The sequence below is a fragment of the Cellulomonas sp. NTE-D12 genome (assembly GCF_027923705.1).
Taxonomy (GTDB): Bacteria; Actinomycetota; Actinomycetes; order Actinomycetales; family Cellulomonadaceae; genus Cellulomonas.
Window position 1 is genome coordinate 2,415,655 of record NZ_AP026442.1, and the last position, 26,402, is coordinate 2,442,056.

23 protein-coding genes and 1 tRNA gene are annotated in these 26,402 nt (G+C 73.9%); 8 read left to right on the plus strand and 16 right to left on the minus strand.

What is annotated here, in order from left to right; translation table 11 throughout:
• Positions 1-68: 68 nt before the first annotated feature.
• Positions 69-842, plus strand: coding sequence for an SDR family NAD(P)-dependent oxidoreductase (locus tag QMF98_RS11150; protein ID WP_337973111.1), 774 nt, complete (start codon positions 69-71; stop codon positions 840-842).
• Here the strand turns inward: QMF98_RS11150 and QMF98_RS11155 are convergent.
• Together QMF98_RS11155 and QMF98_RS11160 are read right to left on the minus strand one after the other, a co-directional pair.
• Positions 830-1,273: a VOC family protein gene (locus tag QMF98_RS11155; RefSeq protein ID WP_337973112.1), complete on the minus strand. Its 444-nt coding sequence runs from the start codon at positions 1,271-1,273 to the stop codon at positions 830-832. The genes QMF98_RS11150 and QMF98_RS11155 overlap by 13 nt on opposite strands.
• Positions 1,274-1,421: 148 nt before the next feature.
• The gene (locus tag QMF98_RS11160) at positions 1,422-2,291 is read right to left on the minus strand and encodes an alpha/beta fold hydrolase (RefSeq protein ID WP_337973113.1); all 870 of its coding nucleotides are present in this window, start codon (positions 2,289-2,291) and stop codon (positions 1,422-1,424) included.
• 60 nt (positions 2,292-2,351) lie between these two features.
• Here QMF98_RS11160 and QMF98_RS11165 point away from each other — a divergent pair, with 60 nt between their 5' ends.
• A complete protein-coding gene (locus QMF98_RS11165; protein WP_337973114.1) occupies positions 2,352-2,903 on the plus strand; it encodes a helix-turn-helix domain-containing protein in 552 nt (183 codons plus the stop codon).
• 134 nt (positions 2,904-3,037) lie between these two features.
• On the opposite strand, the gene QMF98_RS11170 is transcribed toward QMF98_RS11165, so the two are convergent.
• The 13 genes from QMF98_RS11170 to QMF98_RS11230 form a co-directional block, all read right to left on the minus strand.
• Positions 3,038-4,183 carry a hypothetical protein gene (locus tag QMF98_RS11170; protein ID WP_337973115.1) on the minus strand — a complete coding sequence of 382 codons (1,146 nt, stop codon included), beginning with the start codon at positions 4,181-4,183 and terminating at the stop codon, positions 3,038-3,040.
• Positions 4,184-4,493: 310 nt separating this feature from the next.
• Positions 4,494-4,569 (minus strand) — tRNA-Ala (locus QMF98_RS11175).
• Between the two features lie 69 nt (positions 4,570-4,638).
• Positions 4,639-5,331: a histidine phosphatase family protein gene (locus QMF98_RS11180; RefSeq protein ID WP_337973116.1), complete on the minus strand. Its 693-nt coding sequence runs from the start codon at positions 5,329-5,331 to the stop codon at positions 4,639-4,641.
• Positions 5,328-5,759 (minus strand): ribosome silencing factor, encoded by a 432-nt coding sequence (gene rsfS / locus QMF98_RS11185; protein WP_337973117.1) that lies wholly within the window; start codon positions 5,757-5,759, stop codon positions 5,328-5,330. The genes QMF98_RS11180 and rsfS overlap by 4 nt, the downstream gene beginning before the upstream one ends.
• A 19-nt stretch (positions 5,760-5,778) precedes the next feature.
• Positions 5,779-5,922 (minus strand): hypothetical protein, encoded by a 144-nt coding sequence (locus QMF98_RS11190; protein WP_337973118.1) that lies wholly within the window; start codon positions 5,920-5,922, stop codon positions 5,779-5,781.
• Positions 5,923-7,291: 1,369 nt separating this feature from the next.
• Entirely contained in the window at positions 7,292-7,888 is a 597-nt protein-coding gene (gene nadD, locus QMF98_RS11195) for a nicotinate-nucleotide adenylyltransferase (protein WP_291759062.1), read from the minus strand.
• Positions 7,889-7,911: 23 nt separating this feature from the next.
• Positions 7,912-8,058, minus strand: coding sequence for a hypothetical protein (locus QMF98_RS11200; RefSeq protein ID WP_291759065.1), 147 nt, complete (start codon positions 8,056-8,058; stop codon positions 7,912-7,914).
• 55 nt (positions 8,059-8,113) lie between these two features.
• A complete protein-coding gene (locus tag QMF98_RS11205) occupies positions 8,114-9,427 on the minus strand; it encodes a glutamate-5-semialdehyde dehydrogenase (RefSeq protein WP_337973119.1) in 1,314 nt (437 codons plus the stop codon).
• Positions 9,424-10,590, minus strand: a complete 1,167-nt coding sequence (gene proB, locus QMF98_RS11210; protein ID WP_337973120.1) for a glutamate 5-kinase — start codon at positions 10,588-10,590, stop codon at positions 9,424-9,426. The genes QMF98_RS11205 and proB overlap by 4 nt, the downstream gene beginning before the upstream one ends.
• Positions 10,591-10,624: 34 nt before the next feature.
• Positions 10,625-12,142 (minus strand): GTPase ObgE, encoded by a 1,518-nt coding sequence (obgE, locus tag QMF98_RS11215; RefSeq protein WP_337973121.1) that lies wholly within the window; start codon positions 12,140-12,142, stop codon positions 10,625-10,627.
• Between the two features lie 124 nt (positions 12,143-12,266).
• Entirely contained in the window at positions 12,267-12,524 is a 258-nt protein-coding gene (rpmA, locus tag QMF98_RS11220; RefSeq protein ID WP_263729203.1) for a 50S ribosomal protein L27, read from the minus strand.
• A 44-nt stretch (positions 12,525-12,568) separates the two neighbouring features.
• On the minus strand, positions 12,569-12,877 hold the full coding sequence (gene rplU, locus QMF98_RS11225; RefSeq protein ID WP_291759644.1) for a 50S ribosomal protein L21: 309 nt from the start codon (positions 12,875-12,877) through the stop codon (positions 12,569-12,571).
• 214 nt (positions 12,878-13,091) lie between these two features.
• Entirely contained in the window at positions 13,092-16,265 is a 3,174-nt protein-coding gene (locus QMF98_RS11230) for an Rne/Rng family ribonuclease (RefSeq protein WP_337973122.1), read from the minus strand.
• A gap of 566 nt (positions 16,266-16,831) precedes the next feature.
• On the opposite strand from QMF98_RS11230, the gene QMF98_RS11235 reads away from it, so the two are divergent.
• The 5 genes from QMF98_RS11235 to QMF98_RS11255 are packed head-to-tail and all read left to right on the plus strand — an operon-like array spanning position 16,832 to position 24,693.
• Positions 16,832-18,313 carry a cytochrome ubiquinol oxidase subunit I gene (locus tag QMF98_RS11235; RefSeq protein WP_337973123.1) on the plus strand — a complete coding sequence of 494 codons (1,482 nt, stop codon included), beginning with the start codon at positions 16,832-16,834 and terminating at the stop codon, positions 18,311-18,313.
• 21 nt (positions 18,314-18,334) lie between these two features.
• Positions 18,335-19,441 carry a cytochrome d ubiquinol oxidase subunit II gene (gene cydB, locus QMF98_RS11240; protein WP_337973124.1) on the plus strand — a complete coding sequence of 369 codons (1,107 nt, stop codon included), beginning with the start codon at positions 18,335-18,337 and terminating at the stop codon, positions 19,439-19,441.
• Between the two features lie 7 nt (positions 19,442-19,448).
• Positions 19,449-21,110 (plus strand): thiol reductant ABC exporter subunit CydD, encoded by a 1,662-nt coding sequence (gene cydD, locus QMF98_RS11245; protein ID WP_337973125.1) that lies wholly within the window; start codon positions 19,449-19,451, stop codon positions 21,108-21,110.
• Positions 21,107-22,945, plus strand: a complete 1,839-nt coding sequence (gene cydC, locus QMF98_RS11250; protein WP_337973126.1) for a thiol reductant ABC exporter subunit CydC — start codon at positions 21,107-21,109, stop codon at positions 22,943-22,945. Before cydD ends, cydC begins: the two co-directional genes overlap by 4 nt.
• The gene (locus QMF98_RS11255) at positions 22,942-24,693 is read left to right on the plus strand and encodes a sensor histidine kinase (RefSeq protein WP_337973127.1); all 1,752 of its coding nucleotides are present in this window, start codon (positions 22,942-22,944) and stop codon (positions 24,691-24,693) included. The genes cydC and QMF98_RS11255 overlap by 4 nt, the downstream gene beginning before the upstream one ends.
• 57 nt (positions 24,694-24,750) lie before the next feature.
• Here the strand turns inward: QMF98_RS11255 and QMF98_RS11260 are convergent, their stop codons facing one another.
• Positions 24,751-25,377 (minus strand): response regulator, encoded by a 627-nt coding sequence (locus QMF98_RS11260; RefSeq protein ID WP_263729860.1) that lies wholly within the window; start codon positions 25,375-25,377, stop codon positions 24,751-24,753.
• A gap of 70 nt (positions 25,378-25,447) precedes the next feature.
• Between QMF98_RS11260 and QMF98_RS11265 the strand changes: the two genes are divergently transcribed.
• Positions 25,448-26,392, plus strand: a complete 945-nt coding sequence (locus tag QMF98_RS11265; protein WP_337973128.1) for an NAD(P)-dependent oxidoreductase — start codon at positions 25,448-25,450, stop codon at positions 26,390-26,392.
• Positions 26,393-26,402 lie beyond the last annotated feature (10 nt).

Sequence of the window (26,402 nt, forward strand, 5' to 3'; positions counted from 1 at the left end):
TGTCCCGCACGCCCCTCCCCGGCCCTCGCCGGGACCGATCCCGTACCCGCCGTCCCTGGAGGAGAACGATGTCCCAGCCAACCGCACCCGCGGGCCTGCTGACCGGCAAGGCCGTCCTGGTGGTCGGCGCGAGCACCGGGATCGGCGCGCAGGCCGCCCGGGTGTTCGCCGACGAGGGCGCCTCCGTGGTGCTCGCCGCTCGCTCCACCGACATGCTCGAGTCCCTCGCGGCCGAGCTGCGCGGCGCCGGCCACGAGGCCCACGCGGTCGCCGGCGACGTGACGAGCGCGGCCGACACCGCCCGGTTCGTGGCCGCGACCGTCGAGGCGTTCGGGCGCCTCGACGGCGCGTTCAACAACGCCGGGATCAACCAGTACGGCCGCCTCGACGAGGTGACCGAAGAGGACTTCGACCGGATCATGGCGGTCAACGTCAAGGGCATGTGGCTGTGCCTGCGCGACCAGCTCCGCGTGATGCGTGACCAGGGCTACGGGTCCATCGTCAACACCTCGAGCGTCGGAGGCTTCCGAGGCAGCACCGGTCTCGGTGCCTACCAGGCGACCAAGCACGCCGTGATCGGCATGAGCCGCACCGCGGCGCACGACAACGGCCCCGCCGGGATCCGGGTCAACGTCGTCGCGCCCGGGGCCACCGAGACGCCCATGCTGGTCAAGTGGCGCGAGGACGACCCCGAGGCGGTCGCACGCCGCGTCGCACAGATCCCGCTGCGCAAGGCCGCGACGCCGACCGAGGTGGCCAACACCGCCGCCTGGCTGCTGAGCGACCGGGCGAGCCAGGTCACCGGTGTGGTGGTTCCGGTGGACGGGGGCTACTCCGCCTGACCGTCGAGCGCCTGGGCCAGCATCACCAGGATTCCGCTGGGGCCGCGCAGGTAGGTGAGCTTGTAGACGTCGCCGTACGTGGCGATGCCCCGCAGCGGGCGGTACCCGTGCGCGGCCGCCACGGCGACCGCCTGCTCCAGGTCGTCCACCGAGAACGCGACCCGATGCATCCCGATCTCGTTGGGCAGGGTCGGCTCGGTCTCGATCGCGTCCGGGTGGAGGTACTCGAACAGCTCGAGACAGCCATTGCCGTCGGGCGTCTGGAGCACGGCGACCTTGACGTGGTTCCCGTCGAGGCCGACCGCGGTGTCGGCCCATTCCCCGCTGACGGTGTCCCGTCCCTGGATGCTCAGCCCGAGGGCGGTGAAGAAGGCGATGGCCTCGTCGAGGTCGCGCACCGCGATCCCGACGTTCTCGAACCTGACGGTCATGAGCACCCGCTCCTCTGAGTCGTTCGGCCGCTGCTCGTCCTCGAACGGGCGTCGAACTCAGCGGCCGACGCCCGGACCTCTCCGGCCTGCGGGGACCGACGTGGACCCCGGCGACACGGTGCGTTCGACGCCGTGGAGGGCTCCTCGGTCACTCCGCCTCGCGCGCATCGGCGCTCGCAAGGAGCTCTCGCACGGACGTCGCGATCATCTCAGGCCGCTCAGCCTGCATGAGATGGGCCGAGTCCACCGCCTCGAACCGCCCGTCGGACAACGTCTGGACGTACAGCCGGTCGTGCTCCTGCGCGGACGCGACGAACGCGATCTCGTGCGGCTTCTGCCGCACGGGGCGAGACGCAGCCAGCACGGTCACCGGACACGCCGGCGGCGCCGGCGGCCGCCCGCGGAAGTCGCGGATCCCGTCGGCCACCGCCCTCAGCTCCTTGCGCGTCTGCGCCGTCCCGGCCGGGGTGAAGTCCTCGTCGAGGATCGTCTGGCAGGTGTCGGGCGAGTAACCGGTGCGCAGGTTGCCGAGGAACAGGCCACGCAGCGCCCGGACGTGGGTCAGAAGCTGCATCACGGCCATCATGCGGTCGGCCCCCGCCACTCTCGCGTCCCAGTCGTCGTACATCGGTGACGTCTCCGGCGTGGGGTCGACCAGGAGCAGGGCGCGCAGCCGCGGGGCGAGGCGCTCGGCCGCCCGGCGCGCGACGAGGCCTCCCATGCTGTGCGCGACGAGCACGAAGGGACGCGGGACGACCGCCTCGGTCATCGCGACCAGGTCGTCCGCCATCTGCTCGATGCTCAGCGCCCCGGCGACCGGTTCGGTTCGCGGGCGTCCCGCGCGGTCGTAGGTGACCAGGCGGGCCGCGTCCGCGAGCAACGGCAGGACAGGATCCCAGCAGGTCCGCCCGGCGCCCGCTCCGGACTCGAAGACCACCCAGTCGTCACCCAGCCCCGACTCCTCGACGTACACACTGCGGCCGTTCACCGCCACCCGCCGGCCTGGGACGTCACGCACTGCTGCCTCCCCGATCAGTTTCAGATTCGATACCGGTCGCAACTATGACACCATTGGGTGGTGAACGCCACGGAGGTCCTGCTGCATCCTGTGCGACTTCGGATCGTCGCTGCCCTGTCGGGCGCGTCGGAGCTGACCACCAAGCAGCTGTGCGAGCGCATCAGAGACGTCTCGCGCGTCACCGTGTACCGGCAGCTCGCCCTGCTGCTGGAGACCGGCTACATCGAGGTGGCCGGCGAGGACCGGGTCCGGGGCGCCGTCGAACGTCGGTACCGACTGCTCCCGGAGCGTCCGCGCATCGGCGCCGACCTGGCAGCGGAGATGACGATCGAGGACCACCGGCGCGGGTTCGCCGCCGCGATGGCCGTCCTGATCGCCGAGTTCAACGCCTACCTGGACCGCGAGGACGCCGATCCCGTCGCCGACCAGGTCGGCTACCGCCAGACGGTGCTCTGGCTCAGGCCCACCGAGCTCGCCGAGCTGCTGCGCCAGATGGTCGACGTGCTGCGTGGCTCGATGGGCAACGAGCCCGCGTCCGACAGACGGCCCTACGTGCTCAGCCCGGTCCTGTTCCCCCACGATCGGCAGACGCGGCCACGCGCCGACGCCTGATCCCGTCCCGGCCGGGGTCCGACGAGCCGCGGTGGCCCTCGCAGCACTGAGCTGCGGCGCCGCAGACGTCGGCCCGGGCCCGACCGCCGCACGCCGTCGTGCCCCCCACGCCCCGTGCCGGTCCCGTCCGGTGGTCAGCTCACCGCGGCCTTCGCCGGGTCGAGCTGGGTCTGCAGACCGTTGAGGTCGTCGATGAGGCCCTGGATCCGGACCCGCTCCTTGGCCGCCGCCGCTTCAGCGGCCGCGGTCGCGGTCGCCCGCTGGGACAGGGCAGCGTGGTCGCGCGCCAGCAGAGCTGCGGCGGCGGACAACGTCTGCTCCGCCGGTGCCAACGGCAGCTTCGTGCCGTCCCACCACGTCCACGACAGCTGGAGCCCGTTGCGAGTCGAGGCGGGCATCGCGGCGACCTCGGCGACCTTTGCGTCGTACGCGCGTTGGTAGAAGGCCACCGATGCGCTGTCCGCGGTCTGCTGAGCGCGGTCCTGCGCGTTCTTCGTCTCGCTCACCGCCAGCGCCTTGGAGGCTTCCTGGATGGTGGTGCTCATGCCGTCGAGCAGAGCCACGTCGGCTGTGTTCACAGCCACCAGCGCCGCCCGGTCCGCGATGAACCGCGCATAGACGGCCTCCAGCACAGGGTCGACCCCGCCGCCAGACGCCACGAGGGTGCCGACGTAGGCGAACATCTCCGTCGGACGGTTCTGCGGGTGCGAACCCACGGACCCGGCCAGCTCCTTCTGCAGCGTGCTGTCCGCCGGGAACGACGCCACGGCCGCCTCGAGCAGAGGAACCAGCCGGTCCCGCTCCCGCGTCGTGAGCGTCTCCCACGCCGCGTGCAACGTCTCGTGGGCGACGGTCAGCACCGCGAACCCGTGCAGCCGCGGATCGGCGGGCTCGTAGAGGACGATCTTGTTCAGACCCGTCAGGTAGCAGCCGACCGCCCCGTCAGCGAGCACGGCCATCGTGCGGGCGTTCACGCATTGGCCGGCAAAGCTCTTGGCGTCCAGCACGCGCGGGGCTGTGCCATAGAAGATCGCACGGCCCTGGGACGACAGGTGCGCCGCGTCAGCCAGCTGCACCGCCGTCGCCGAAGGCGCAGGAACCCGGCCTACCGCCCCCTGCGGGCGCGAGGCGACGGACGTCAGCACAGCCGCCAGGTGGTCGCCCGTCACCAGCCACCAGCCGCCCCCCATGACGGCAAGGACCACGAGCGCCGCGACCGCTGCCCTCAACCCACGGCGACCGGTCCGGCGGGACGGCACCACCGGGAGCGGTTCGGCCATCCGCCACCCGGTCGGCCGGGTGGCATTCCCTGCGGCCTCGTCGATCACCCACTGCGGGATGCGACCGCTGGGTGAGCGGGGCAAGTCGTCCGGGATCGGCACCACAGAGTCACCATCGGCTCGTGGCGACCAGCCGTTAAGCCCGCCGGCATGGTCGCACCCGATCGCACGTGCGGACGTCCCGACGGTGCTGCCCGGCAAAGAGACGTTATCGGTGCGGCAGCGTCGGCTTCCGCACCACGTGGTCGTCTCCCGCCTCAGCAAGAAGGCCGCTTCTCCCATCGGAGAAACGGCCTCTGACCTGCGGTGATGGTGGAGCTGAGGGGACTCGAACCCCTGACCCCCTGCATGCCATGCAGGTGCGCTACCAGCTGCGCCACAGCCCCTCGACCCGCAACCGCGAGCCGCGCCCCGGAGGGCGCCTGGAGAGTCTAGGACGATCCCCGGCCCGAACGCTAATCCGGGTTCCGGGTCTGCGACTCCGCCTCGGCGGGTGCGTCGGGGCCCGCGTCCCAGTCCCGGGAGGCGTCCGTCGGTCCGAGGTTGAAGCCGTGCAGCCGCCAGTCCGGTGCAACCGGCCCGTGCGAGGGGCTGAGGTCGGCCCAGTGCGCGTTCTGCAGGCCGATCACCCCGCGCCACGCCGGGTCCTGCCCCAGCAGCTCGCCCACCGCGAGCGCGATGGCCGCCCCGTGCGACACCACCACGAGCGTGTCGGCCTGTCCGAGCGCCGCTGCGTGGGCCCGGACCGCCGCACCGAGACGTGCGGCGACGTCGGCCCGCGACTCGGCACCGACACCGAGCGGGTCGCCACCGGCGCGCCAGACGGCGAACTCGTCCGGCCAGCGCTCGTCGATCTGCTCGCCGGTCAGCCCCTCCCACTCACCGAAGCTGCGCTCGCGCACCTGCGGGTCCACGGAGAGCGGCAGGCCGGTACCGCGGGCCAGGTACTCGGCCGTGGCCTGCGCCCGCGAGAGGTCCGACGAGACGATCCGCGTGGGCTCGTACCGGGCGAGGATCGTCGCCGCAGCGGTGCGGGCCTGCCAGCGGCCGACGGCGTCGAGGGGGATGTCGATCTGACCCTGCAACCGGCCGCTCGCGTTCGCCGCCGTGCGCCCGTGCCGCCACAGCAGCACGCGTCCGGCGGTCACTCCCCGAGGTCCTCGTGCTCCTGGCCTGCGTTCGACAGGCCCGCATGCTCCTGCTGCTCGACACCCCGCGAGTCAGCCGGAAGCTCGATCACCGGGCAGTCCTTCCACAGCCGCTCGAGGGCGTAGTAGACGCGGTCCTCGGCGTGCTGGACGTGCACGACGATGTCGCCGAAGTCGATCAGCACCCACCGGCCCTGCCCCTTGCCCTCTCGCCGCAGCGGCTTCGCACCGAGCTTGAACAGGGCCTCCTCGACGGCGTCGACGATCGCCCCGACCTGCCGCTCGTTGGTGCCGGAGGCGATGAGGAACACGTCGGTGAGCACCAGCTGCGCGCTCACGTCCAGGGCGATGATCTCCTGCGCCTTGCGGTCGGCGGCGGCGTGCGCCGCGGCGTAGGTCAGCTGCAGGGCACGGTCGGATGCGGGCACGGGGCTCCTCGGTGGCGCGTCAGAGCGCGGTGGTGGGGTCTGCGACGGCGGTGGCCAGCACAGAGACGACGGAGTGCGACGAGGGTCCCTCGGCGCCGGACGAGCCGGACGGGCGCCCGTGGTTCCACAGTGCGACGACGAGGAAGCCGAGCACGAAGGCCACGATGACCAGGACGATCAGGTGCAGCCACGTGTAGGGGTGGCGGCGCGCGACCGGCTCGTCGTCCTCGTCGTCCAGGTCCGCGGGCGGGGCTGTCCGCGGGGACGGGAAGGGTGCGCTGGGGACCTCGGACGACGCCGCGGCCGGACCGGCCGGCCGGGCTGCCGGGGTCGGGCTCCGAGTGGGAGCCGCACCGGGCTCCGCGACGGCCCACGAGCCGCGACGTGGCTCCGCCGGGGGCGTCGGGACCGGGGGCGTCGGGACCGGGGACGGCGCGGGCGCCTGGATGGCCGGTGCCGCCTCCGCACGAGCCGGCGTCCAGGCCGCGGACCGCTGGCCGGCGACCGGCTCCGCTGCAGCCGGGGTCGAGCCGTAGGACGGCCACGTCTGGCCCGTCGATGGCGAGGCATCCGTCGGCCTTCCCGACGCAGCCGTACGGCCCTCGGGAGCCCACGCCGGCGCGCTCTGCGCGCGTGGTCCGCGCGTGGCGGAGTCAGCGGCCGCACCCGGCGCCCACGTGGGCGCGCCGCCGCGACCAGGCTGGTTCGCGTCGCTCGGCCTGCCCTGAGGCGTGCTGCCGTTCGACGGAGCGGGCGCGAAGGCGGCGCGGGAGGGAGTCGCCGGTGGTGCCGAGGCCTCCCGCGGCACCGGGTTGCGGGCCGGCGGCGCCGCAGACGGACCTGGAGACGGATTGGCCGACGACGGGGAGATCGTCGCCGGTCCCCAGCCGGTGGCCGCGGCGGGGCGTCCGGCGAGGCCGGACGTCGGTGCGGCACCCGCCGCTGGCGCCCCACCCTGCGGGGCGCCAGCCGACGCGCCCGACGGCGCCATCGACGAGCGAGGACCTGCCGTCGGGTCGAGCGTGTCGCGTGTCGCGCGGCGAGAGCGGTAGGCCGCGTCGGAGATGACCGGCGGACGAACGCCGCCCTGCGTCGGACCGGCGGGCGGTGCGACGGACCCCTGCGCGGGTACGGGCGGTGGCACACGGCCGGGCGTCGCGGCACTCCGGGGCGCCGGGCCCAACGTCGAACGGCCGGGGACGGCGGCCGGCGCAGCGGGGGCGGGCCGTGAGCCCGACGTCGGACCGGACGTCGGCCGTGGCGCCGCCCACACGGGCGTCCCCCCGGAGGTCGGCTGACCAGGCGTCGGCTGCTCGCGCAGCGCACGGCGCGACGCCGTCGGAGGACGCGCCTCGGTCCGGGCCGGCTGCTCCGTCCCGGACGGCCCCTGCGGACGGGTCGGCTCCGGCCAGGACGACGCCGACGGCGCCCACTGGGGTGCACGTGCAGCTCCCGTGGCGGTCTCCTCCGCGGGGACGGCGGCCTCGGCGGCAGCACGCTCCCTCTCGCGGCGCCGCCGGCGCTCTCCGGGTTCACTCATCAGGACCTCGATACAACCTGTGCTTGCCGATGTACTGGACCACGCCGTCCGGCACGAGGTACCAGACCGGCATTCCGGTCCTCGCCCGTGCCCGGATGTCCGACGAGGAGATGGCCAGCGCGGGGATCTCGAGCACGCTGACGCGATCCCCCGGCAGCCCGTCCACCGACAGCGTGTGCCCCGGCCTGGTGACCGCGACGAAGTGCGCCATGGTGAACAGCTCGTCGGCATCCTTCCACGTGAGGATCTGCGCGACGGCGTCCGCTCCCGTGATGAAGTACAGATCGGCACCCGGACGCTGCGACTTCAGGTCCCGGAGCGTGTCGACCGTGTACGTGAGGCCGGGCCGGTCGACGTCTACCCGGCTGACCCAGAACCGCGGGTTCGAGGCCGTCGCGATCACCGTCATCAGGTAGCGGTGCTCCGCCTCCGACACCGGCTGGTTCTGCTTGAACGACGGCTTGCCGGTGGGGACGAAGATCACCTCGTCCAGGTCGAACCGCGCGGCCGCCTCGCTCGCCGCCACCAGGTGACCGTGGTGCACGGGGTCGAACGTCCCGCCCATGACGCCCACGCGTGGTCGAGTCATGGGCGGCGCGACGACGCTGGAGGTCAGTGCTTCGAGCCCGCGTGACGGAACGCGGACGTGATCAGCAGCAGGGCGGCGAGCCCCACGAACGCGCCGATGCCGAACACGGGTGCGGGGAACGGCAACGTGGCGCCTGCGGCCTCCTGGGCGGCGATCAGCGCAGCCTGCACGGGAACCTCCAGCGGTCGGGACGAGACGGCCAGTCTCTCACGGGTGCGGGACGGGTCACGGGCGGACGTGCCCGTCGCCGTGCACCACCCACTTGGTGGTGGTGAGCTCCGCGAGGCCCATGGGCCCCCTGGCGTGCAGCTTCTGGGTGGAGATGCCGATCTCGGCACCCAGCCCCAGCTGACCGCCGTCCGTGAACCGCGACGACGCGTTGACCATCACGGCCGCCGAGTCGACCTCCGCGACGAACCGCTCGGACGCCGCCAGGTCGCGGGTGCAGATCACCTCGGTGTGGCCGGTGCTCCACGTGCGGATGTGCTCGAGCGCCTCGTCGAGCGAGTCGACCACGCGCACGGCGATGTCCAGCGAGAGGTACTCGGTGGCCCAGTCGACGTCGGTCGCGGGGACCGCGGTGACACCGTCGGGCACCAGCGCGAGGGTCCGTTCGTCACCGTGCACCGTCACGCCGGCGTGCCCGAGCGCGGCCAGTGCGGACCGCAGGAAGGCCGCGGCGGCGTCGGTGTGCACCAGCAGGGTCTCGAGCGCGTTGCAGACGCCGACGCGCTGCGTCTTGCCGTTCAGCAGGATGGCCGTCGCCGCCTGCGGGTCCGCCGTCGCGTCGACGTACAGGTGGCAGTTGCCCACGCCGGTCTCGATCACCGGGACGCTGGCCTCGCGCACCACGGTGGCGATCAGGTCCGCGCCACCTCGGGGTACCAGGACGTCGACCAGGCCGCGCGCATGCATCAGCGCCACCGCGCCCTCGCGTCCGTACCGGTCGATCGACTGGACCAGGTCGGCCGGCAGTCCCTGCGCCTCCAGCGCCTCGCCGAGCACCCGGACGATCACCTGGTTGCTGTGCGCCGCGGCGCCACCGCCGCGGAGGACGACGGCGTTCCCGCTCTTCAGCGCCAGACCGGCGGCGTCCACGGTGACGTTCGGTCGCGCCTCGTAGATCATGCCGACCACACCCATCGGCACGCGCACCTGCCGCAGCCGCAGCCCGTTGGGCAGCGTGGAGCCGCGGACCACCTCACCGACCGGGTCGGGCAGGCCGGCGAGCTCGCGCAGCGCGTCCGCGATGCCCGACAGGCGCGGCGCCGTCAGCGTGAGCCGGTCCAGCAGACCGGCGCTGAGGCCGGCGGCGCGACCGGCGGCCAGGTCCAGCTCGTTGGCCGCGAGGATCTCGTCCGTCGCGGCCAGCACGGCGTCCGCCATCGCGTGCAGGGCCGCGTCCTTGGTGGACCTGGTCGCCGTGGCCAACGCCCGGGAGGCCGTCTTGGCACGCCGCGCGATCTCACGGACCTGGGCGTCCACGTCGCCGGTGCGCCCGGCCGGCGCCACGGCAGCGGCGTCGAGGGAGAGGGTCATCGGTCCAGGGTAGCCCGGGCCCGCCGGCGCATCAGGATCAGGTCGTCCCGATGGACGAGCTCGCGGTCGTACCCGGGTCCGAGCTCGGCGCGCAGGTCCTTCGTGCTGCGTCCCAGCAGGTCAGGGACCTCTTCTGCGGAATACGCGACGAGCCCCCGCCCGACGAGCGTGCCGTCCGGTGCGACGAGCTCGACCGGGTCGCCGGCCTCGAACTCGCCGTCGAAACCGGTGACCCCGGCCGGGAGCAGCGACTTGTGCCGCTCCACCAACGCCCGCACGGCACCGTCGTCCAGCACGAGCCGGCCCCGGGTCCGCGCGGCGTGCGCCAGCCACAGCAGCCGCACTGACGAGCGCCGCCCGGTGGCGGCGAACCACGTGCCGACGTCCTCGCCGGCGAGTGCCGCGGCCGCCTGGGCGGCGGAGGTCAGCAGCACGGGGACGCCCGACTGGGTCGCGATCGTCACCGACTCGAGCTTGGTCACCATGCCACCCGTGCCCACCGCGCTCCCCCGGCTGGTCACGTCGACGCCCTCGATGTCGGACGGACCGGCGACCAGGGGGATGCGGACGCTGCCCTCCCGGTCGGGCGGGCCCGTGTAGAGCCCGTCCACGTCGGTGAGCAGCACCAGTGCGTCGGCGTGCACCAGGTGCGACACCAGGGCCGCCAGGCGGTCGTTGTCGCCGAACCGGATCTCGTCGGTCGCGACGGCGTCGTTCTCGTTGATCACCGGCACCACGCCGAGGTCCAGCAGCCGGGCCAGGGCGCGGTACGCGTTGCGGTAGTGGCCGCGGCGCACCGTGTCGTCGGCCGTCAGCAGCACCTGGGCGACGCGGTGCTGGTGGGCCGCGAACGCCCGCGTGTAGTGGGCGATCAACAGGCCCTGGCCGACGGAGGCGGCCGCCTGCTGGGTGGCGAGGTCGCGCGGGCGCGCGACGAGCCCCAACGGCCCCATGCCGGCGGCGATGGCGCCCGACGACACCAGCACCACCTGTCCCCCGGCACCGAGCCGGGCGGCCAGCACGTCGACGAGGGCACGCAGCCGTTCCGGCTCGAGATGGCCGGTGCCGTCCGTCAGGGACGACGACCCGACCTTCACCACGATCCGGTGGGCGGCGGGCAGCTGGGCCCTGGTCTGCAGCGAGGCGGCGCTCACGGCGGGCATTCTCCCGCGCACCGGCGTGCCGCCGCGCCGACGGTCACCGGTCGGGATCGGTCCAGACGCCGGCCTCGCGCTCGGACCACAGCTCGTCGCGCGCGGCGGTCTTGGCGTCCATCCGCTCCTTGAACTCCGCACGCTTCTGGCCACGGGTCGGCCGCGAGTGGTCGTCCAGCCGCATGTCGGTGCCGCGGGGGCCACCGAGCAGCTCCGTGCCGGTCAGCAGCGTCGGCTCCCAGTCGAACACGACGGCGTTCGTCTCCGGTCCGATCCGCACCTCGTCACCCGCCACCGCACCGGCCTCGTACAGCGCCTCCTCGACGCCGAGCCGGGCGAGCCGGTCCGCCAGGTAGCCGACGGCCTCGTCGTTGCTGAAGTCCGTCTGCCGCACCCAGCGCTCGGGCTTGCCGCCGCGCACGGCGAACCAGACCTGACCGGCCGCCTCGCGGCGGGTCACCGTGAACCCGGTCTCGTCGACGGCACGCGGACGCAGCACCACCCGGGTCGGCTCCGGCTCGGGGGCCGCGGCACGAGCCGCCTCGACGCGCTCCGCCAGGGCGAACTCCAGGGCGCGCAGACCCTCGTGGCTCGCGGTCGACACCTCGAACACCGGCAGGCCGCGGTCGACCAGGATGGGCCGCACCAGCTCGGCGAGGTCACGCGCCTCCGGCACGTCGATCTTGTTCAGCACGACGACCCGGGGCCGCTTCATCAGCGGCACGCGGCCACCCTCGATGCCCAGGTCGCCGGCGTAGGCGCCGAGCTCGGCCTCGATCACGTCGAGGTCGCTGACCGGGTCCCGCCCGGGCTCCAGCGTGGCGCAGTCGAGCACGTGCACCACCACGGCGCACCGCTCGATGTGCCGCAGGAACTCCAGGCCGAGGCCCTTGCCCGCCGAAGCGCCGGGGATCAGTCCCGGCACGTCCGCGACGGTGTACCGGGAGGCACCGGCCTGCACGACCCCCAGGTTGGGCACCAGCGTGGTGAAGGGGTAGTCGGCGATCTTGGGGCGCGCTGCGGACATGGCCGCGACCAGGGAGGACTTGCCCGCGCTCGGGAAGCCGACCAGCGCGACGTCCGCGATCGACTTGAGCTCGAGCACGACGTCGGCGGCCTCGCCCGGCTCGCCCAGCAGCGCGAACCCCGGCGCCTTCCGCCGCGCCGAGGCCAGCTTCTCGTTGCCCAGACCACCGCGACCCCCGGCGGCGACCACGTAGCGCGAGCCCACGCCGACCAGGTCCGCGAGGACCTGCCCGTCGGTCGACTTCACCACGGTGCCGTCCGGCACGCCGATCACCAGATCCGGCGCGGTGCTGCCGTCGCGGTAGTCCCCCATGCCCTGCGACCCGGGCTGCGCGCGTCGGTGCGGCTGGCGGTGCAGGTCGAGCAGCGTGGTCACCTGGGGGTCGACGACGAGGACGACGGAGCCTCCGCTGCCGCCGTCACCTCCGTCGGGTCCTGCCAACGGCTTGAACTTCTCCCGGCGGATGGAGGCGCAGCCGTTCCCACCGTCTCCCCCCGTCGCGTGCAGCACGACGCGGTCCACGAACGTGGTCATCGCTCACTCCTCCCTGATCCGTCGGTGCACCGGAACCCCGGTGCGGGGTCGAGCTCGATGGTCACACGACGAAGGGGCGCACCGAAGCGGTGCGCCCCTTCGTCGACGACGGTTGTGCTGGACGTCAGACCTCGGCCGTGACGACGTCGATCACCTTGCGGCCGCGCCGCGTGCCGAACGCCACAGCGCCCTCGGCCAGCGCGAACAGGGTGTCGTCCCCGCCGCGGCCGACGTTGACGCCGGGGTGGAAGTGGGTGCCGTGCTGGCGGACGATGATCTCGCCGGCCTTGACGACCTGACCACCGAAACGCTTGACGCCGAGGCGCTGGGCGTTGGAGTCGCGACCGTTGCGCGAGGAGCTCGCGCCCTTCTTGTGTGCCATGACGAACCTGCTCTCGTACGACGAATGGTGACCGAGCGCGAGGCTCAGCCGATGGCGGTGACCTTCAGGCGGGTGAGGTCCTGACGGTGGCCCTGACGGCGGCGGTAGCCGGTCTTGTTCTTGTACCGCAGGATGTCGATCTTCGGCCCGCGCTCGTCGCGCACGACCTCGGCGGTGACCGTGACACCGGCCAGCGTCTTGGCGTCGGCGGTCACCTTCTCACCGTCGACCAGCAGCAGCGCCGGCAGCTCGACGGTCGCACCCGCCTTGGCGGCGAGACGGTCCACGACGACGATGTCGCCGACGGCGACCTTCTCCTGGCGGCCGCCAGCCTTCACGATCGCGTACACCACGTTGCTGCTCATCTCTGCTCGTCGTCCTGCGTCCTGTACCTGCATGCCCCCGGCGCCCGCGCACACCCGTGGCCGCAGGCCTGGGGGTTCGCGTCGGCGTCCGCCGCTTGGATCCGGGCGTCGCGGACACCCGCAACACGGAACGAGCGAAGGCACGCACGGTCGGCACGCTGAGCGCGCCGACACACCAGGGTACGGACCGCAGGAGCGGTGGTCAAACCTGCTCGGGGCCGGTGTCAGCGCCCGTCTCGGCGTCCTTCTCGGCGCCCGTGTCAGCGTCCGTCTCGCCGTCGGCCGCGAACACCTCCGGTGCCACCGGGGTCAGCGCGAGCGCCTCGGCGTCGCCCTGCTCGGCGCCGGCCGTCGGCTCGGCCACGGCCGACGTCCCCGACGGCGGCTGCGCATCGGGAGTGACCCCGTGCGCCGCCAGCTCGGCGAGCACGTCGAGCACGGGTGCCGGGGCGACCGCGGCCGGCTCGGCGTCCTCCGCCTCGACCACGAGCACCTCGACGGGCGCCGACGACACCTCGTCGCGGGCGGGCAGGTCCGGCACGGCCGGGACGTCCTCCGGTCCCGTGTGCCCCTCCTGGGGCGCGTGCTCGTGGGCGTGCGCCGCGGCCGCCGCGATCGTCGCCAGCGTCGCCTTGACCGCCTCGCGCGCCTCGGGCAGGACGGGCACCACCGGCACCGCCGGCGTGGCCACGGGCTCCCCCGCACCGCGCTTGCGACGCGAACGCTTCGCGGTCCCCTCGCTCGGCGTCGCCTGCTGCTGACCGGCGTCCGGACGCACGTTCCGCTCGATCGGGTCGGTGTGCACGATGAACCCGCGCCCGTGGCAGTGCTCGCAGGTCTCGCTGAACGCCTCGACGAGGCCCTGGCCCACGCGCTTGCGGGTCATCTGGACCAGACCGAGCGACGTGACCTCGGCCACCTGGTGCTTGGTGCGGTCGCGCCCCAGGCACTCGACCAGCCGACGCAGCACCAGGTCCCGGTTGGACTCGAGCACCATGTCGATGAAGTCGACGACGATGATGCCGCCGATGTCGCGCAGCCTCAGCTGGCGCACGATCTCCTCGGCCGCCTCGAGGTTGTTGCGGGTCACCGTCTCCTCGAGGGTGCCGCCGGCTCCGGTGAACTTGCCGGTGTTGACGTCGATGACGGTCATCGCCTCGGTGCGGTCGATCACCAGGGAGCCGCCGGACGGCAACCACACCTTGCGGTCCATGCCCTTGGCCAGCTGCTCGTCGACCCGGTGCGCGGCGAACACGTCGCCCGTGCCGGTCCACCGGCTGACCTTCGCGGCCAGGTCGGGCGCGAGCTCACCGATGTAGCCGGAGATCGTCGACCACGCGTCGTCGCCCTGGACCACCAGGGACGAGAAGTCGTCGTTGAAGATGTCGCGCACCACGCGGATCGCCATGTCGGGCTCGCCCTGCAGCAGCGCAGGGGCGGACGCGCTGGCGGACTTCTTCTCGATCGCCTCCCACTGGCCCCGGAGCCGGGCGATGTCCGCGCGGAGCTCCTCCTCGCTGGCACCCTCGGCGGCCGTCCGGACGATCACGCCGGCGGAGTCCGGGACGATGTCCCGCAGGATCTTCTTCAGCCGCGCCCGCTCGTTGTCCGGCAGCTTGCGGCTGATGCCGGTCATCCCACCGCCCGGCACGTACACGAGGTACCGCCCCGCCAGCGTGACCTGGCTGGTCAGGCGCGCGCCCTTGTGCCCGATCGGGTCCTTGGTCACCTGCACCAGCACCGCGTCGCCGGACTTCAGCGCCTGCTCGATGCGCCGGGGCTGACCCTCGAGCCCGGCCGCGTCCCAGTTCACCTCGCCGGCGTAGAGCACCGCGTTGCGACCCTTGCCGACGTCGACGAACGCCGCCTCCATGCTGGGCAGCACGTTCTGCACCCGGCCGAGGTAGACGTTGCCGACCATCGACGCCTGCGCCTGGTTGGACACGTAGTGCTCGACGAGCACCCCGTCCTCGAGCACCGCGATCTGCGTCCGGCCGTTCGCCTCGCGCACCACCATCGCGCGGTCGACCGACTCGCGGCGGGCGAGGAACTCGGCCTCGCTGATGATCTGGCGGCGACGTCCGGCGTCGCGGCCCTCACGCCTGCGCTGACGCTTCGCCTCCAGGCGCGTGGAGCCGCGGAGCGCCGTCACCTCGTCGCTGCGGGTGCGCGAACGAGGCTCGCTCTCGGCGGAGTCCGTGCGCGCCCCCCGACGACGACGGCGACGGCGACGGCTCGACGCGCCCTGCTCGTCCTCGGCGCCGTCCTCCTCGCCGACCTCGGTGGCCAGCTCCTCCTCGTGCTCGGACGGCTCGTCGGTCGCGCCGACGAGCGGCTCACCGGCCTCCGAGCGCGAACGCCGGCCACGGCCGCCACGGCGTCGACGACGACGGGGCGCGCCCTGCTCGTCCTCCGAGACCTCGGTGTCGACCTCGGCGTCCAGGTCGTCCTCCGAGACGTCGAGGGCCTCGTCGCCGGCGCCCTCCAGCTCGGCGCCACCCACGACCTCGTCGACGACGGCCACCTCGGGCGTCTGCTCGCCTCGCCCACGACCACGGCGGCGACGGGAGCGGCCGCCCTGCTGGCTCTCCTCGGCCACGGGCGCCTCGGCAGGCGTCTCGATCTCGGCGACGGCCGCATCGGCGCGCTCGGCGCGGCGCGCGGCCTCCGAGATCTCCTCGGGCGAGCCGGCACCGACCTGGGCCCGGCGACGGCGCTGCCGCGTCGCGGCGAGATCGGGCGCCTGGAACAGGAGCGCGGTCGTCGCCAGCCGGGGCGGCTGAGGGGCTTCGTAGGACGCGGTGGTCTGCGCCGCCGGTGTGGTCGCCTCGGGCTCGCCCGAGGTCGATGCCGCCTTCGGCTCCTCCTCGACCTCCTCCGCCACGGCCTCGGGCTCGGCGGTCTGGGTCGGCTCGACCTCCACCGTCTCGTCCCGCGCTGCCGAACGCGCGCGGCCGCCCGCCGGACGACGGCTCGAACGGCGACGACCGGCGGGAGCCTCCTCAGCCGCGGGCGCCACCGGCGCCTCGACGGCGGGTGCGGACGGCTCGGCAGCCGCGTCCGGGGCGTCGCCGGCCGCCGCGGTCCGGCGGACCGCTCGGCGGCGACGCGGTGCCGCGGACGGCTCCGCAGGGAGGTCGGATGCGGGAGAACCCGCCGTCCCGGTCTCGATCGACGCCGCCTCGGCGGTCGGGGCAGCGCCGGCCGGCGTGGCCGTGGCCGCGACGGGGATCTCCTGCTCGGGTCCCGCAGCTGTCGAGGTCGTCACCGGCGTCGGCGCCGCGACGGAGCGAGTGGCCCGGCGCCGACGCGGACGGACCGTCTCACCCCCGCCAGCCTGGCCGTCGACGGGTTCGGGGGTGGTCTGCTCGGTCACGCGATGTGCTCCTGGGTACCCACCAGCCCCGTGCCCACACGTCACGGTGCTGGTCGGGCGGTCGGTCGTCCTTCGGCACGGTGGCCGGGACGGAAGTCGGCGGTCGGGTCGCGGCCTCGCACGTCGGCGCCATCGCCTGCTGGCCCGGCTGGGCGGCCCCGGTCTGGGGCGTCCTGCCTGGCCGAGCGGCGGCTGGCACGCGGGACGCGCCGGACTGCGAGCTCGGTGGACGGGAGGGCGGTGTGGGCGCCCGATGTCCGCCGCAAGTATCGCACAGCACCCCTCCGGAGGCGGGAGCGACGAGCCTGGTCCGCGTCACCCGGGCGCGCCGCGCCGGCTGCGGGCCGGCCTCCGGCGGTCGGTCGTCGCCTGCCGAGAAGCGCGTCGCGACACGCCGACGCCACGCCGACAGGAAGACGACACCGCGTCGGCATACGTGACCTAGGTCCTAGGACCTCGGCCCTACGAGCCCTAGCGTTCCGAACGGGCCCAGACCCGCCTCGCCCTCAGGTGCGACGGGCGCAGGGCCTGCCCCGCCGCCCGATCCTGGACCCCCGGAGACCTGCGTGGACGCGCTGACCCTGGCCCGCTGGCAGTTCGGTATCACCACCGTCTACCACTTCATCTTCGTGCCGCTGACGATCGGGCTCTCGACCCTCGTCGCGATCATGCAGACGCTGTGGGTCCGCTCCGGGAAGACCGAGTGGCTACGCCTGACCAAGTACTTCGGCAAGCTGCTGCTGATCAACTTCGCGATCGGCGTGGCCACCGGCATCGTCCAGGAGTTCCAGTTCGGCATGAACTGGAGCGAGTACTCCCGGTTCGTCGGCGACATCTTCGGTGCGCCGCTGGCGATGGAAGCCCTGGCGGCCTTCTTCATCGAGTCGACGTTCCTCGGCCTGTGGATCTTCGGCTGGGACAAGCTGCCGAAGCGGGTGCACCTCGCGACGATCTGGCTCGTGGCCGGGTCCACCACGCTTTCGGCCTTCTTCATCCTCTCGGCGAACTCCTGGATGCAGCACCCGGTCGGGGCGACCTTCAACCCCGCGACGGGCCGTGCGGAGATGCACGACCTCGGCGCCGTGGTGACCAACCCGACGGTGCTGGCGGCCTTCCCGCACACGATCGCGGCGGCGTTCCTGACCGCCGGCACCTTCGTCGCGGCGGTCTGCACGTTGTGGATGGTCCGGCTGGTACGCCGGGGCGACGCCGACCGGGCACGCGCGGTCTACCGTCCGGGGCTGCGCCTCGGCCTGGTGGCCATCGTCATCTCGGGCATCGTCGTGGCCGGCTCCGGGCACTGGCAGGCGCAGCTGATGTTCCGCCAGCAGCCGATGAAGATGGCCGCGGCGGAGGGCCTGGTCAACACGGAGACCCGCGTCCCGCTGTCCCTGCTGACGGTCGGCAGCCTGAACAACGACCCGGCCAGCGTGCAGCACCTGGTGCAGATCCCCTGCCTGACGTCGATCCTCGCCGACAACACCTGCAACTCCACGCTGAAGGGCGTCGCGGACCTGCAGAAGCAGTACGAGCAGAAGTACGGCACCGGCGTGGACTACATCCCCAACCTCGCGGTGACCTACTGGTCCTTCCGGCTGATGATGGCGTTCGCCGCCTTCGCGGCGCTGCTGGCCCTGATGACGCTGTGGCTGACCCGCAAGGGCCGGGTCAGTGACAACGTCTGGTTGCGTCCCGTCGCCATGGCGGCGCTGCCCACGATCTTCCTGGCGTCGAGCGCCGGCTGGATCTTCACGGAGATGGGCCGCCAGCCCTGGGTCGTCGCGCCGAACCCCAACCCCGAGGGTGCGGACATGGTGTGGCAGCTGACGATGCGCGGCGTCTCGACGCAGGTGAGCGCCGGCTCCGTGGTGACCTCCCTGGTGCTGTTCACCCTGCTGTACGGGGTGCTCGCCGTCGCGTGGTACCGGCTGATGCGCCGGTACGTCGCGGGCGGCGTCGACGACGCCGGCCTCGGCGCCGAGACCCCCGCGGACGGTGGCGAGGGAACGGCCACCGACGTCGACCGCCCGTTGTCCTTCGCGTACTGAGACCGCCGGAGCCTTCAGACCATGAGCCACGAGACCCTGCAGATCCTTTGGTTCGTCCTCATCGCCGTCCTCTGGACCGGGTACCTGGTCCTCGAGGGGTTCGACTTCGGCGTCGGGATGCTCCTGCCCTTCCTGCCGCGCGACGAGCGTGAACGCCGCGTGATGATCAACACCGTCGGCCCCGTCTGGGACGGCAACGAGGTGTGGCTGCTCACCGCGGGCGGCGCGACGTTCGCCGCCTTCCCGGAGTGGTACGCCACCCTGTTCTCGGGCGCGTACCTGCCCCTGCTGCTGATCCTGCTCGCCCTGATCGCGCGCGTCGTGTCCTTCGAGTGGCGCGGCAAGATCAGCACCCCGAGGTGGCAGCGCAGCTTCTACTGGGGCCTGGTGCTCGGCTCGTGGGTCCCCGCGGTGCTGTGGGGCGTCGCGTTCGGCAACCTGGTCGCCGGTCTGAAGATCTCGCCCATGACCAGCACGGTGAGCAACCCGGGCGCCGCCCAGGACATCACCCGGACCACGCTGCAGTACACCGGCGGGTTCTTCGACCTGCTGACCGCCGGGCACGGGTTCGCCCTGCTCACCGGTGTGCTGACGGCCACCGTATTCCTGGCCCACGGCGCGCTCTTCCTGTCGCTGAAGACCGCGGGAGACCTCCAGTCGCGGGCCGCCGTGCTGGCGAAGCGGCTGTCCCTCGGCGCGCTCGGCGTCGGGGCGGTGTGGGCGGTCTGGCTGCAGCTCGCCTTCTCGCGCAACGCCTGGACGTGGGCGGCGCTCGTGCTCGCAGCCCTCGCCCTCGCCGCCGCGGCCTGGTTCGCGTGGGTCGGCGCCCACGGGCGGGCGTTCGCCGCCTCGGCGGTGGCGATCGTGGCGGCCGTGGTGCTGATCTTCGGCGCGATGTTCCCCGACGTGATGCCGTCCAGCATCGACCCGGCGTACTCGCTGACCATCCACAACGCCTCGTCCAGCGCCTACACGCTCACCATGATGTCGTGGGTCGCTCTGATCCTGACGCCGCTGGTGCTGGCGTACCAGGCGTGGACGTACTGGGTGTTCCGCAAGCGCATCGGCGTGCACCACATCCCCGAGCAGGTGGACGTGACCTTCGAGAACGCCCCGTCGCTGCGGTGACGGCCGCGTGAGGCCGCTCGACCCGCGGCTGCTGCGCTACGCCCGCTCCGCGCGAGGCTACGTCGCCCTGACCGTCGGCCTCGGCCTCGTGATGGGCGCCCTGGTGGTCGCGCAGGCGCTGCTGCTGGCGCACGCGCTCGGTGGTGCGGTGGAGCACGGCGCCACGCTCGCATCGCTCTCCGGCACCGTCGTGGGCCTGGTCGGCGTCGTGGTCGGTCGCGGCCTCGTCACCGCGGTGCAGGAGCGGTTCGCGCACCGTGCGGCCACGCGCGCCGTGGCCGAGCTGCGCAGCGGCGTCGTGGGGCGGGCCGCAGACCTCGGACCGCGGTGGCTCGCATCGGGTCAGGGCCCTGCGGTGGTGACCCTCGCGACGCGTGGTCTGGACGGGCTCGAGCCCTACTTCGTCCGGTACCTGCCCCAGCTGGTGCTCGCGGCGACGCTGACGCCGGGCACGCTGCTGGTGGTGCTCGGCCTGGACTGGGTGTCGGCGGCGATCCTGGTCGGCACGCTGCCGCTGATCCCGCTGTTCATGGTGCTGATCGGTCAGCTGACGCAGGGCCGCTCCGCCAGGGGCCTGGAGGCGATGCAGCGCCTCGGCGCCCAGGTGCTCGACCTGCTCGCGGGCCTGCCGACGCTGCGCGCGTTCGGGCGGCAGCGCGGCCCGGCCGCACGCGTGCGGGCACTGGGCGACGCGCACCGGCGGTCGACCATGGCGACGCTGCAGATCGCCTTCCTGTCCGGGATGGTGCTCGAGCTGCTGACCACCCTGTCCGTCGCGCTCGTCGCGGTGGCGATCGGGCTGCGCCTGGTCAGCGGCCGGCTGGACCTGGTGACGGGCCTGGCGGTGCTGATGCTCGCGCCTGAGGTGTTCTGGCCGCTGCGGCAGGTCGGGGCACAGTTCCACGCAGCCGCGGACGGCGTGGCCGCGGCCGAGGCGGCGTTCGGTGTCCTCGACACCCCGGTGCCCGCCCGGGACACCCAGGCCTGCCCGGACCTGTCCCGCTCGGCGCTGCGGCTCTCGGGTGTGGGAGTGCGGTCCGCCGGGGGTCTGACACCGGCCGGCCTCGATCTCGAGCTGGTCCCCGGCACCGTGGCGGCCCTCGTCGGGCCCTCCGGCGTGGGCAAGACGAGCACCGTCGAGGTGCTGCTCGGCCTGCTGGCGCCCGACCACGGCACCGCGCGCGTGCAGACCTCCGACGGCGGCTGGCTGGACCTGTCCGACGTCGACGGGCGCAGCTACTGGGACCAGGTGAGCTGGCTGCCGCAACGGCCGGTCCTCGAACCCGGCACCGTGCGGCAGCTGGTCGGCGGTCGCGACGACGACGCCCGGGCGCACGCCGCGGCACTGACCGGCCTCGACGCCGTCGTGGCGGGCCTCCCCCACGGCTGGGACCAACCGCTCGGGACGGGCGGTGCCGGCCTGTCGGTCGGCCAGCGGCAGCGCGTCGCGCTGACCGCCGCGCTGCTCGCGGACGCGCCGCTGGTGGTGCTCGACGAGCCGACGGCGCACCTCGACGCGGCCGGCGAGCAGGTGGTCCTGGCGACCGTCGCCGCACTGCGCGCGGCCGGCCGCACGGTGCTGCTCGTCGCCCACAGGCCCTCGCTGGTGGCCGGGGCCGACCACGTCGTCACGGTGCACGCCGAGCGCGCCGCCGAGGTGGTGGCGTGAGCACGGACCAGGGGCTCCCTGCGATCCCGGTACCCGTTGACGGCGTCGGGGCCGACCGCCCGCCCCGCGGCACCCTCCGTCGCGCCCTCCGGCTGCTGGAGGTGCCGCGCGGCCGCGCCCTGCTCGCGGTGCTGGTCGGCACGCTGGCCCTGGGCTGCGCCGTCGCGCTGGCGGCGGTCTCGGCCTGGCTAATCGCGCGTGCGTCGCAGATGCCGCCGGTGCTGCTGCTGTCCGTCGCCACGGTCGCGGTGCGGACCTTCGGCATCGGCCGCGGGGTGCTGCGGTACTGCGACCGGCTGGTCTCGCACGACGTGGCGCTGCGCGGCATGACGACGCTGCGCACCACGCTGTACGACCGCCTCGCGGCGGGACGCGCCGACGCCACCCTCGGCCTGCGTCGCGGCGACCTGCTCGCCCGGGTCGGTGCCGACGTCGACGCCGTCGGCGACGTGGTGGTGCGCGGCCTGCTGCCCGCCGGCGTGGCACTGACGCTCGGCGTCGGCACCGTCACCGCCATGGCGTTCTTCTGGCCGCCGGCCGCCCTGGCGCTGGCCCTGTGCCTGCTGCTGGCCGGCGTGGTCGCCCCGGCGCTGACGGTCCGGGGCGCACGCGCCACCGAGCGGCGGGCGGCGCAGGCCAGGGCCGACTCGTCCGCCGCGGCGCTGTCGGTCCTGGACGACGCCGGTCCCCTGCTGGTCTCCGGCCGCCTCGACCGCCGCCTCAGGGCGGTGCGCGAGGCGGACGCCCGCGTGGCCGCGGCCGTCGACACCGGTGCCCGACCGACCGCCCTGGCGGCTGGGATCGGCACCGCCGCGACGGTCCTGGCAGCGGTGGCGGCGCTGGTGACCGGCGTTCCCGCGCTACGCGCCGGTCTGCTCGCGCCCGTGGAGCTGGCGGTGATCGTGCTGACACCGCTCGCGGCGTTCGAGGCGACGGCGCTGCTGCCGGCGGCGGCCGTGCAGGTGCAGCGGTCCCGGGTCGCAGCAGCGCGCATCCTCGCGCTGCTGGACGCCGCAGACGCCCCGGTGGTGGACACAGGCGACGCCGCGCCGGCGGGGACGGGTGGCGGCCCGCACGTGCTGCGCGCGCGCGACCTGGCCGTCGGCTGGCCCTCCCGGTCGCCCGCGCTCACCGGCGTCGATCTCGACCTGCGGCCGGGCCGCACCGTCGCCGTCGTCGGACCGAGCGGCATCGGCAAGACGACCCTGCTGCTGACGCTCGCCGGTCTCCTCGATCCCCGCCGCGGGTCCGTCACGCTCGACGGGACGCCGCTGCGGATGCTCGACGACGCGGACCGGGCGGCCGGCGTCGTCGTTACCACGGAGGACGCGCACGTGTTCGGCACCACCGTCCTGGAGAACCTCCGCGTCGCCCGTGGCGACGTGACGCCGGACCAGGCCCAGGAGGCGTTGCGGCGTGTCGGTCTGGGCACGTGGCTCGCCGGACTGCCGGACGGGCTCGACACGCTCCTCGGCCCCGATGCGCGCACCGTGTCCGGCGGCGAGCGTCGTCGGCTGCTCCTCGCCCGTGCGCTGCTCGCCCCGGCCCCCCTGCTGCTGGTCGACGAGCCGGCCGAGCACCTCGACCCCGCGACGGCGGACGCCCTGGTCCACGAGCTGCTCGACCGGCCGACCGGCTGGGACGGCAGCCCGCGCGGGGTGGTCGTCGTCACCCATCGCCTGGCGCCCCTCGCCGCCGCCGACGAGGTGCTGTGGCTCGCCGACGGCACCGTGGCGGCACGTGGCACCCACCAGCAGCTGCTCGAGGGGACGCCGGGCTACCGTGAGGCGGTGGACCGCGAGCGGGTCGCGGCCGAGCCACAGGAGCGTGCATGACCGCAGTCCCTGCGCCCGGTCGTCAGGTGGGCGCCCCGTTCGAGCACGGTGTGCTCACGGAGGCCGGCACGCATCCCGCGACCCTCACCGGCGACGGCCTGACCGACCTGATGCAGGCGATCCTCTCGGTGGCCGGCGAGCTGGAGCTCTCGGCCGTCCTGGAGCGGTTCGTCCAGGTCAGCGCCGAGCTGACCGGTGCGCGGTTCGGTGCGATCAACGTGCTCGACAACCGCGGGGCCTCGACCACGTTCGTCTACACCGGCGTCCCCACGGCGATCGCCCGGATGCTCGCGCGGCCGCCGCACGCCCAGGGCGTCCTCGGCCAGATCCCCGACGAGGGGGCGCTGCGGCTGACGGACCTCACCAAGCACCCGGCGTTCCGCGGCTGGCCGGCCAACCACCCGCCGATGGGCTCGTTCCTCGGCGCCTCCGTGCGGGTGCGGGACCGCGTGTTCGGCCAGCTCTACCTGTCCGAGAAGCTGGACGGCAGCGCCTTCACCCAGCAGGACGAGGACACCGTCATCGCGCTCGCCGCCGCCGCCGGTGTCGCCGTCTCCAACGCTCAGCTGTACGCCGAGTCCGGCCGCCGGGAGCACTGGCTGCGCGCCGGTCAGGAGATCACGACGATGCTGCTCGAGGGCATCGACGAGGAGGAGGCTCTCGAGCACATCACCCGCACCGCACGCGACGTGGCCGGCGCCGACACGGCGGCGCTCGCGCTGCCCGGGCTCGCCGGTGAGCTGCTGATCGAGCTGGCCGACGGGCACGACGCCGACAAGCTGCTCGGCCAGGTGATGCCGGAGGGCGGCCGTGCGTGGACGGTGATGAAGGAGGGCAAGGGACTGATGACGCCGTCCCTGTCCGCCTCCCGCACGGTGACGCTCGCCGCGATGCGCGCCTTCGGGCCGGCGATGTTCGCCCCGCTGCAGACCTCCGGACGCGGCGTCGGCGTCCTGATCCTGCTGCGCCGCGTGGCCTCCCTGCCGTTCGACGAGGGCGACCTGGTGACCGCCGAGTCGTTCGCTTCGCAGGCGGCGCTGGCCTACGTGCTCGCCGAGGCCCGTCACGCCCAGGACGTCGCGGCGCTGCTCGACGAGCGCGAGCGGATCGCCCGGGACCTGCACGACCTGGCGATCCAGCAGCTGTTCGCCACCGGCATGCAGCTGGAGACGGTGCGCCGGCGCTCGGCCCGCGGTGTGGACGCGCACGAGCTGACCGCCATCGTCGAGGAGGCCCTGGACAACGTCGACGAGTCGGTGCGGCAGATCCGCCACATCGTGCACGAGCTGCGCGACCCGGACGCCGCCACGGGCCTGGTGGAGCGGCTGCGCCGCGAGGCGTCGCTCGCCCGCACCGGCCTCGGTTTCGCCCCGTCCCTGGTCATCTCCCTCGAGGGCGCCATGCTCGGCGCGGACGACGTCGAGGCGGAGGACCTGCTGGACGAGCGGCTCGACGCGCAGCTGACCGACGACGTGGTCGCCGTCGTCCGTGAGGGGCTGGCCAACGCCGCCCGGCACGCGCACGCCTCGTCGGTGACCGTGTCGGTGTCCGTGCGTGGCAGCGGACCGCAGGGCACGGTGCTGGTGGAGGTGCAGGACGACGGCATCGGCATGCCGATGCGTCGCGACCGCACCTCCGGCACCGGCAACCTCGCGGCCCGTGCCCGTCAGCACGGCGGGACGTTCTCCCTCAGCACGCCGCCGGACGGGCGCGGGACGCTGCTGACGTGGCAGGCGCCGCTCCCCTGAGCCCCGCCGGCACGCCGGCGTGCCGGCCCCTCCGGCCGGAGGGCCGACGTCCGCCGGTCAGTGACCGGGCTCGGCCCGCCAGCCGGAGTGCTTGCGCGCGGCCACCCAGGCAGCGACCTGCGTGCGCCGCTGCAGGCCCATCTTGGCCAGCAGCGAGGTGATGTGGTTCTTGATCGTCTTCTCCGCGACGCCGAGCCGGTCGGCGATCTCCCGGTTGGACAGCCCGTCGCCGATCAGGTCCAGCACCCGCAGCTCGCTCGGAGTCAGGTTCTCCGTCGGGTCCTCGTGACCGGCCCGCCGGCGGGTGACGGTCCGCTCGTCCAGCAGCGTCCGACCGGCCGCGACGGCGCGGATCACGTCGGTGATCTCCGCGCCACGCACGCTCTTCAGCAGGTAGGCCGCGGCGCCGGCGTCGAGCGCCTGCGCCACCGCGTCGTCGTCGTCGAACGACGTCAGCACGATGGCCTTGCTGTCCGGCAGCGTCTCGCGCACGGCACGCATCAGGTCGATGCCCGTCCCGTCCGGCAGCTGCAGGTCCACGAGCAGCACCTGCGGGCGCACCAGCGCGGCCCGACGAGCGCCGTCGGCGACGGAGCCGGCCTCGGCGACGACGGTCATGCCGTCCGTGCGCTCGACGACCTCGGCTATGCCGCGGCGGACGACCTCGTGGTCGTCGACGATCATGACGCTGATGGGGCGTTGGCGGTCGGTGCCCGCAGTCCCGGGGGAACTCACCGTGGCATCGTAGCGACCTGTGACGATCGTCCTGCTCCCGGACACACTCGACGGCGAACCCGTCCTTCCGGCACACGTCCAGGCCGTGCGCTACGCCGCCGACCGACCGCTGCCCGCCGAGGCCGACGAGGCGGAGGCGCTCGTGGTCTGGGGCAGCTCCCGTGCCTGGCTGGCCGAGGCCGCCGCGCGCGTGCCCAGGGTGCGCTGGGTGCAGTCGCTGGCCGCCGGGCCGGAGGACGTGCTGGCCGCCGGGTTCGGTCCCGAGGTGGTGATCACGTCCGGCCGCGGCCTGCACGACCTTCCGGTCGCGGAGCACACCCTCGCCCTGACGCTGGCCCTGGTCCGCCGCGTGCCCGACCTGGTGCGCGCGCAGCAGCAGCACCGCTGGGCGGCCGAGCTCGGTGGGTTGCAGCCGCTGCACCCCGAGGGCTCGGTGCGCACGCTCCTGGACGCCCACGTGACGGTCTGGGGCTTCGGGTCGATCGCCGCCCGCCTCGCACCCGCCCTCGCGGCGCTCGGGGCCCACGTCACCGGGATCGCGACCGCAGCCGGCGTCCGGCACGGGTTCCCGGTGGTCACCCGTGCCGCGCTGAGCGAGGTGCTGCCGGGCACCGACGTGCTCATCGGGCTGCTGCCCGCGACGGACGCGACCCGGCACGCCATCGGCGCCGGCGCACTGGCCCTCCTGCCGCCGCACGCGCTGCTGGTCAACGTCGGCCGTGGAGCGACGCTCGACGAGGAGGCGCTCGTCGCGGCCGTGCGCGCAGGCCGCCTGGCCGGCGCCGCGCTGGACGTGTTCGAGACCGAGCCGCTGCCGTCCGACTCACCCCTCTGGGACGAGCCGTCGGTGCTGATCAGCCCGCACGCCGCGGGTGGGCGGCCCGTCGGCGCCGCCGAGCTGGTCGCGGACAACCTGGTGCGGTTCGTGTCGGGCAGCCCGTTGCGCAACGTGGTGCAGCGGTAGCGGCCGGCGC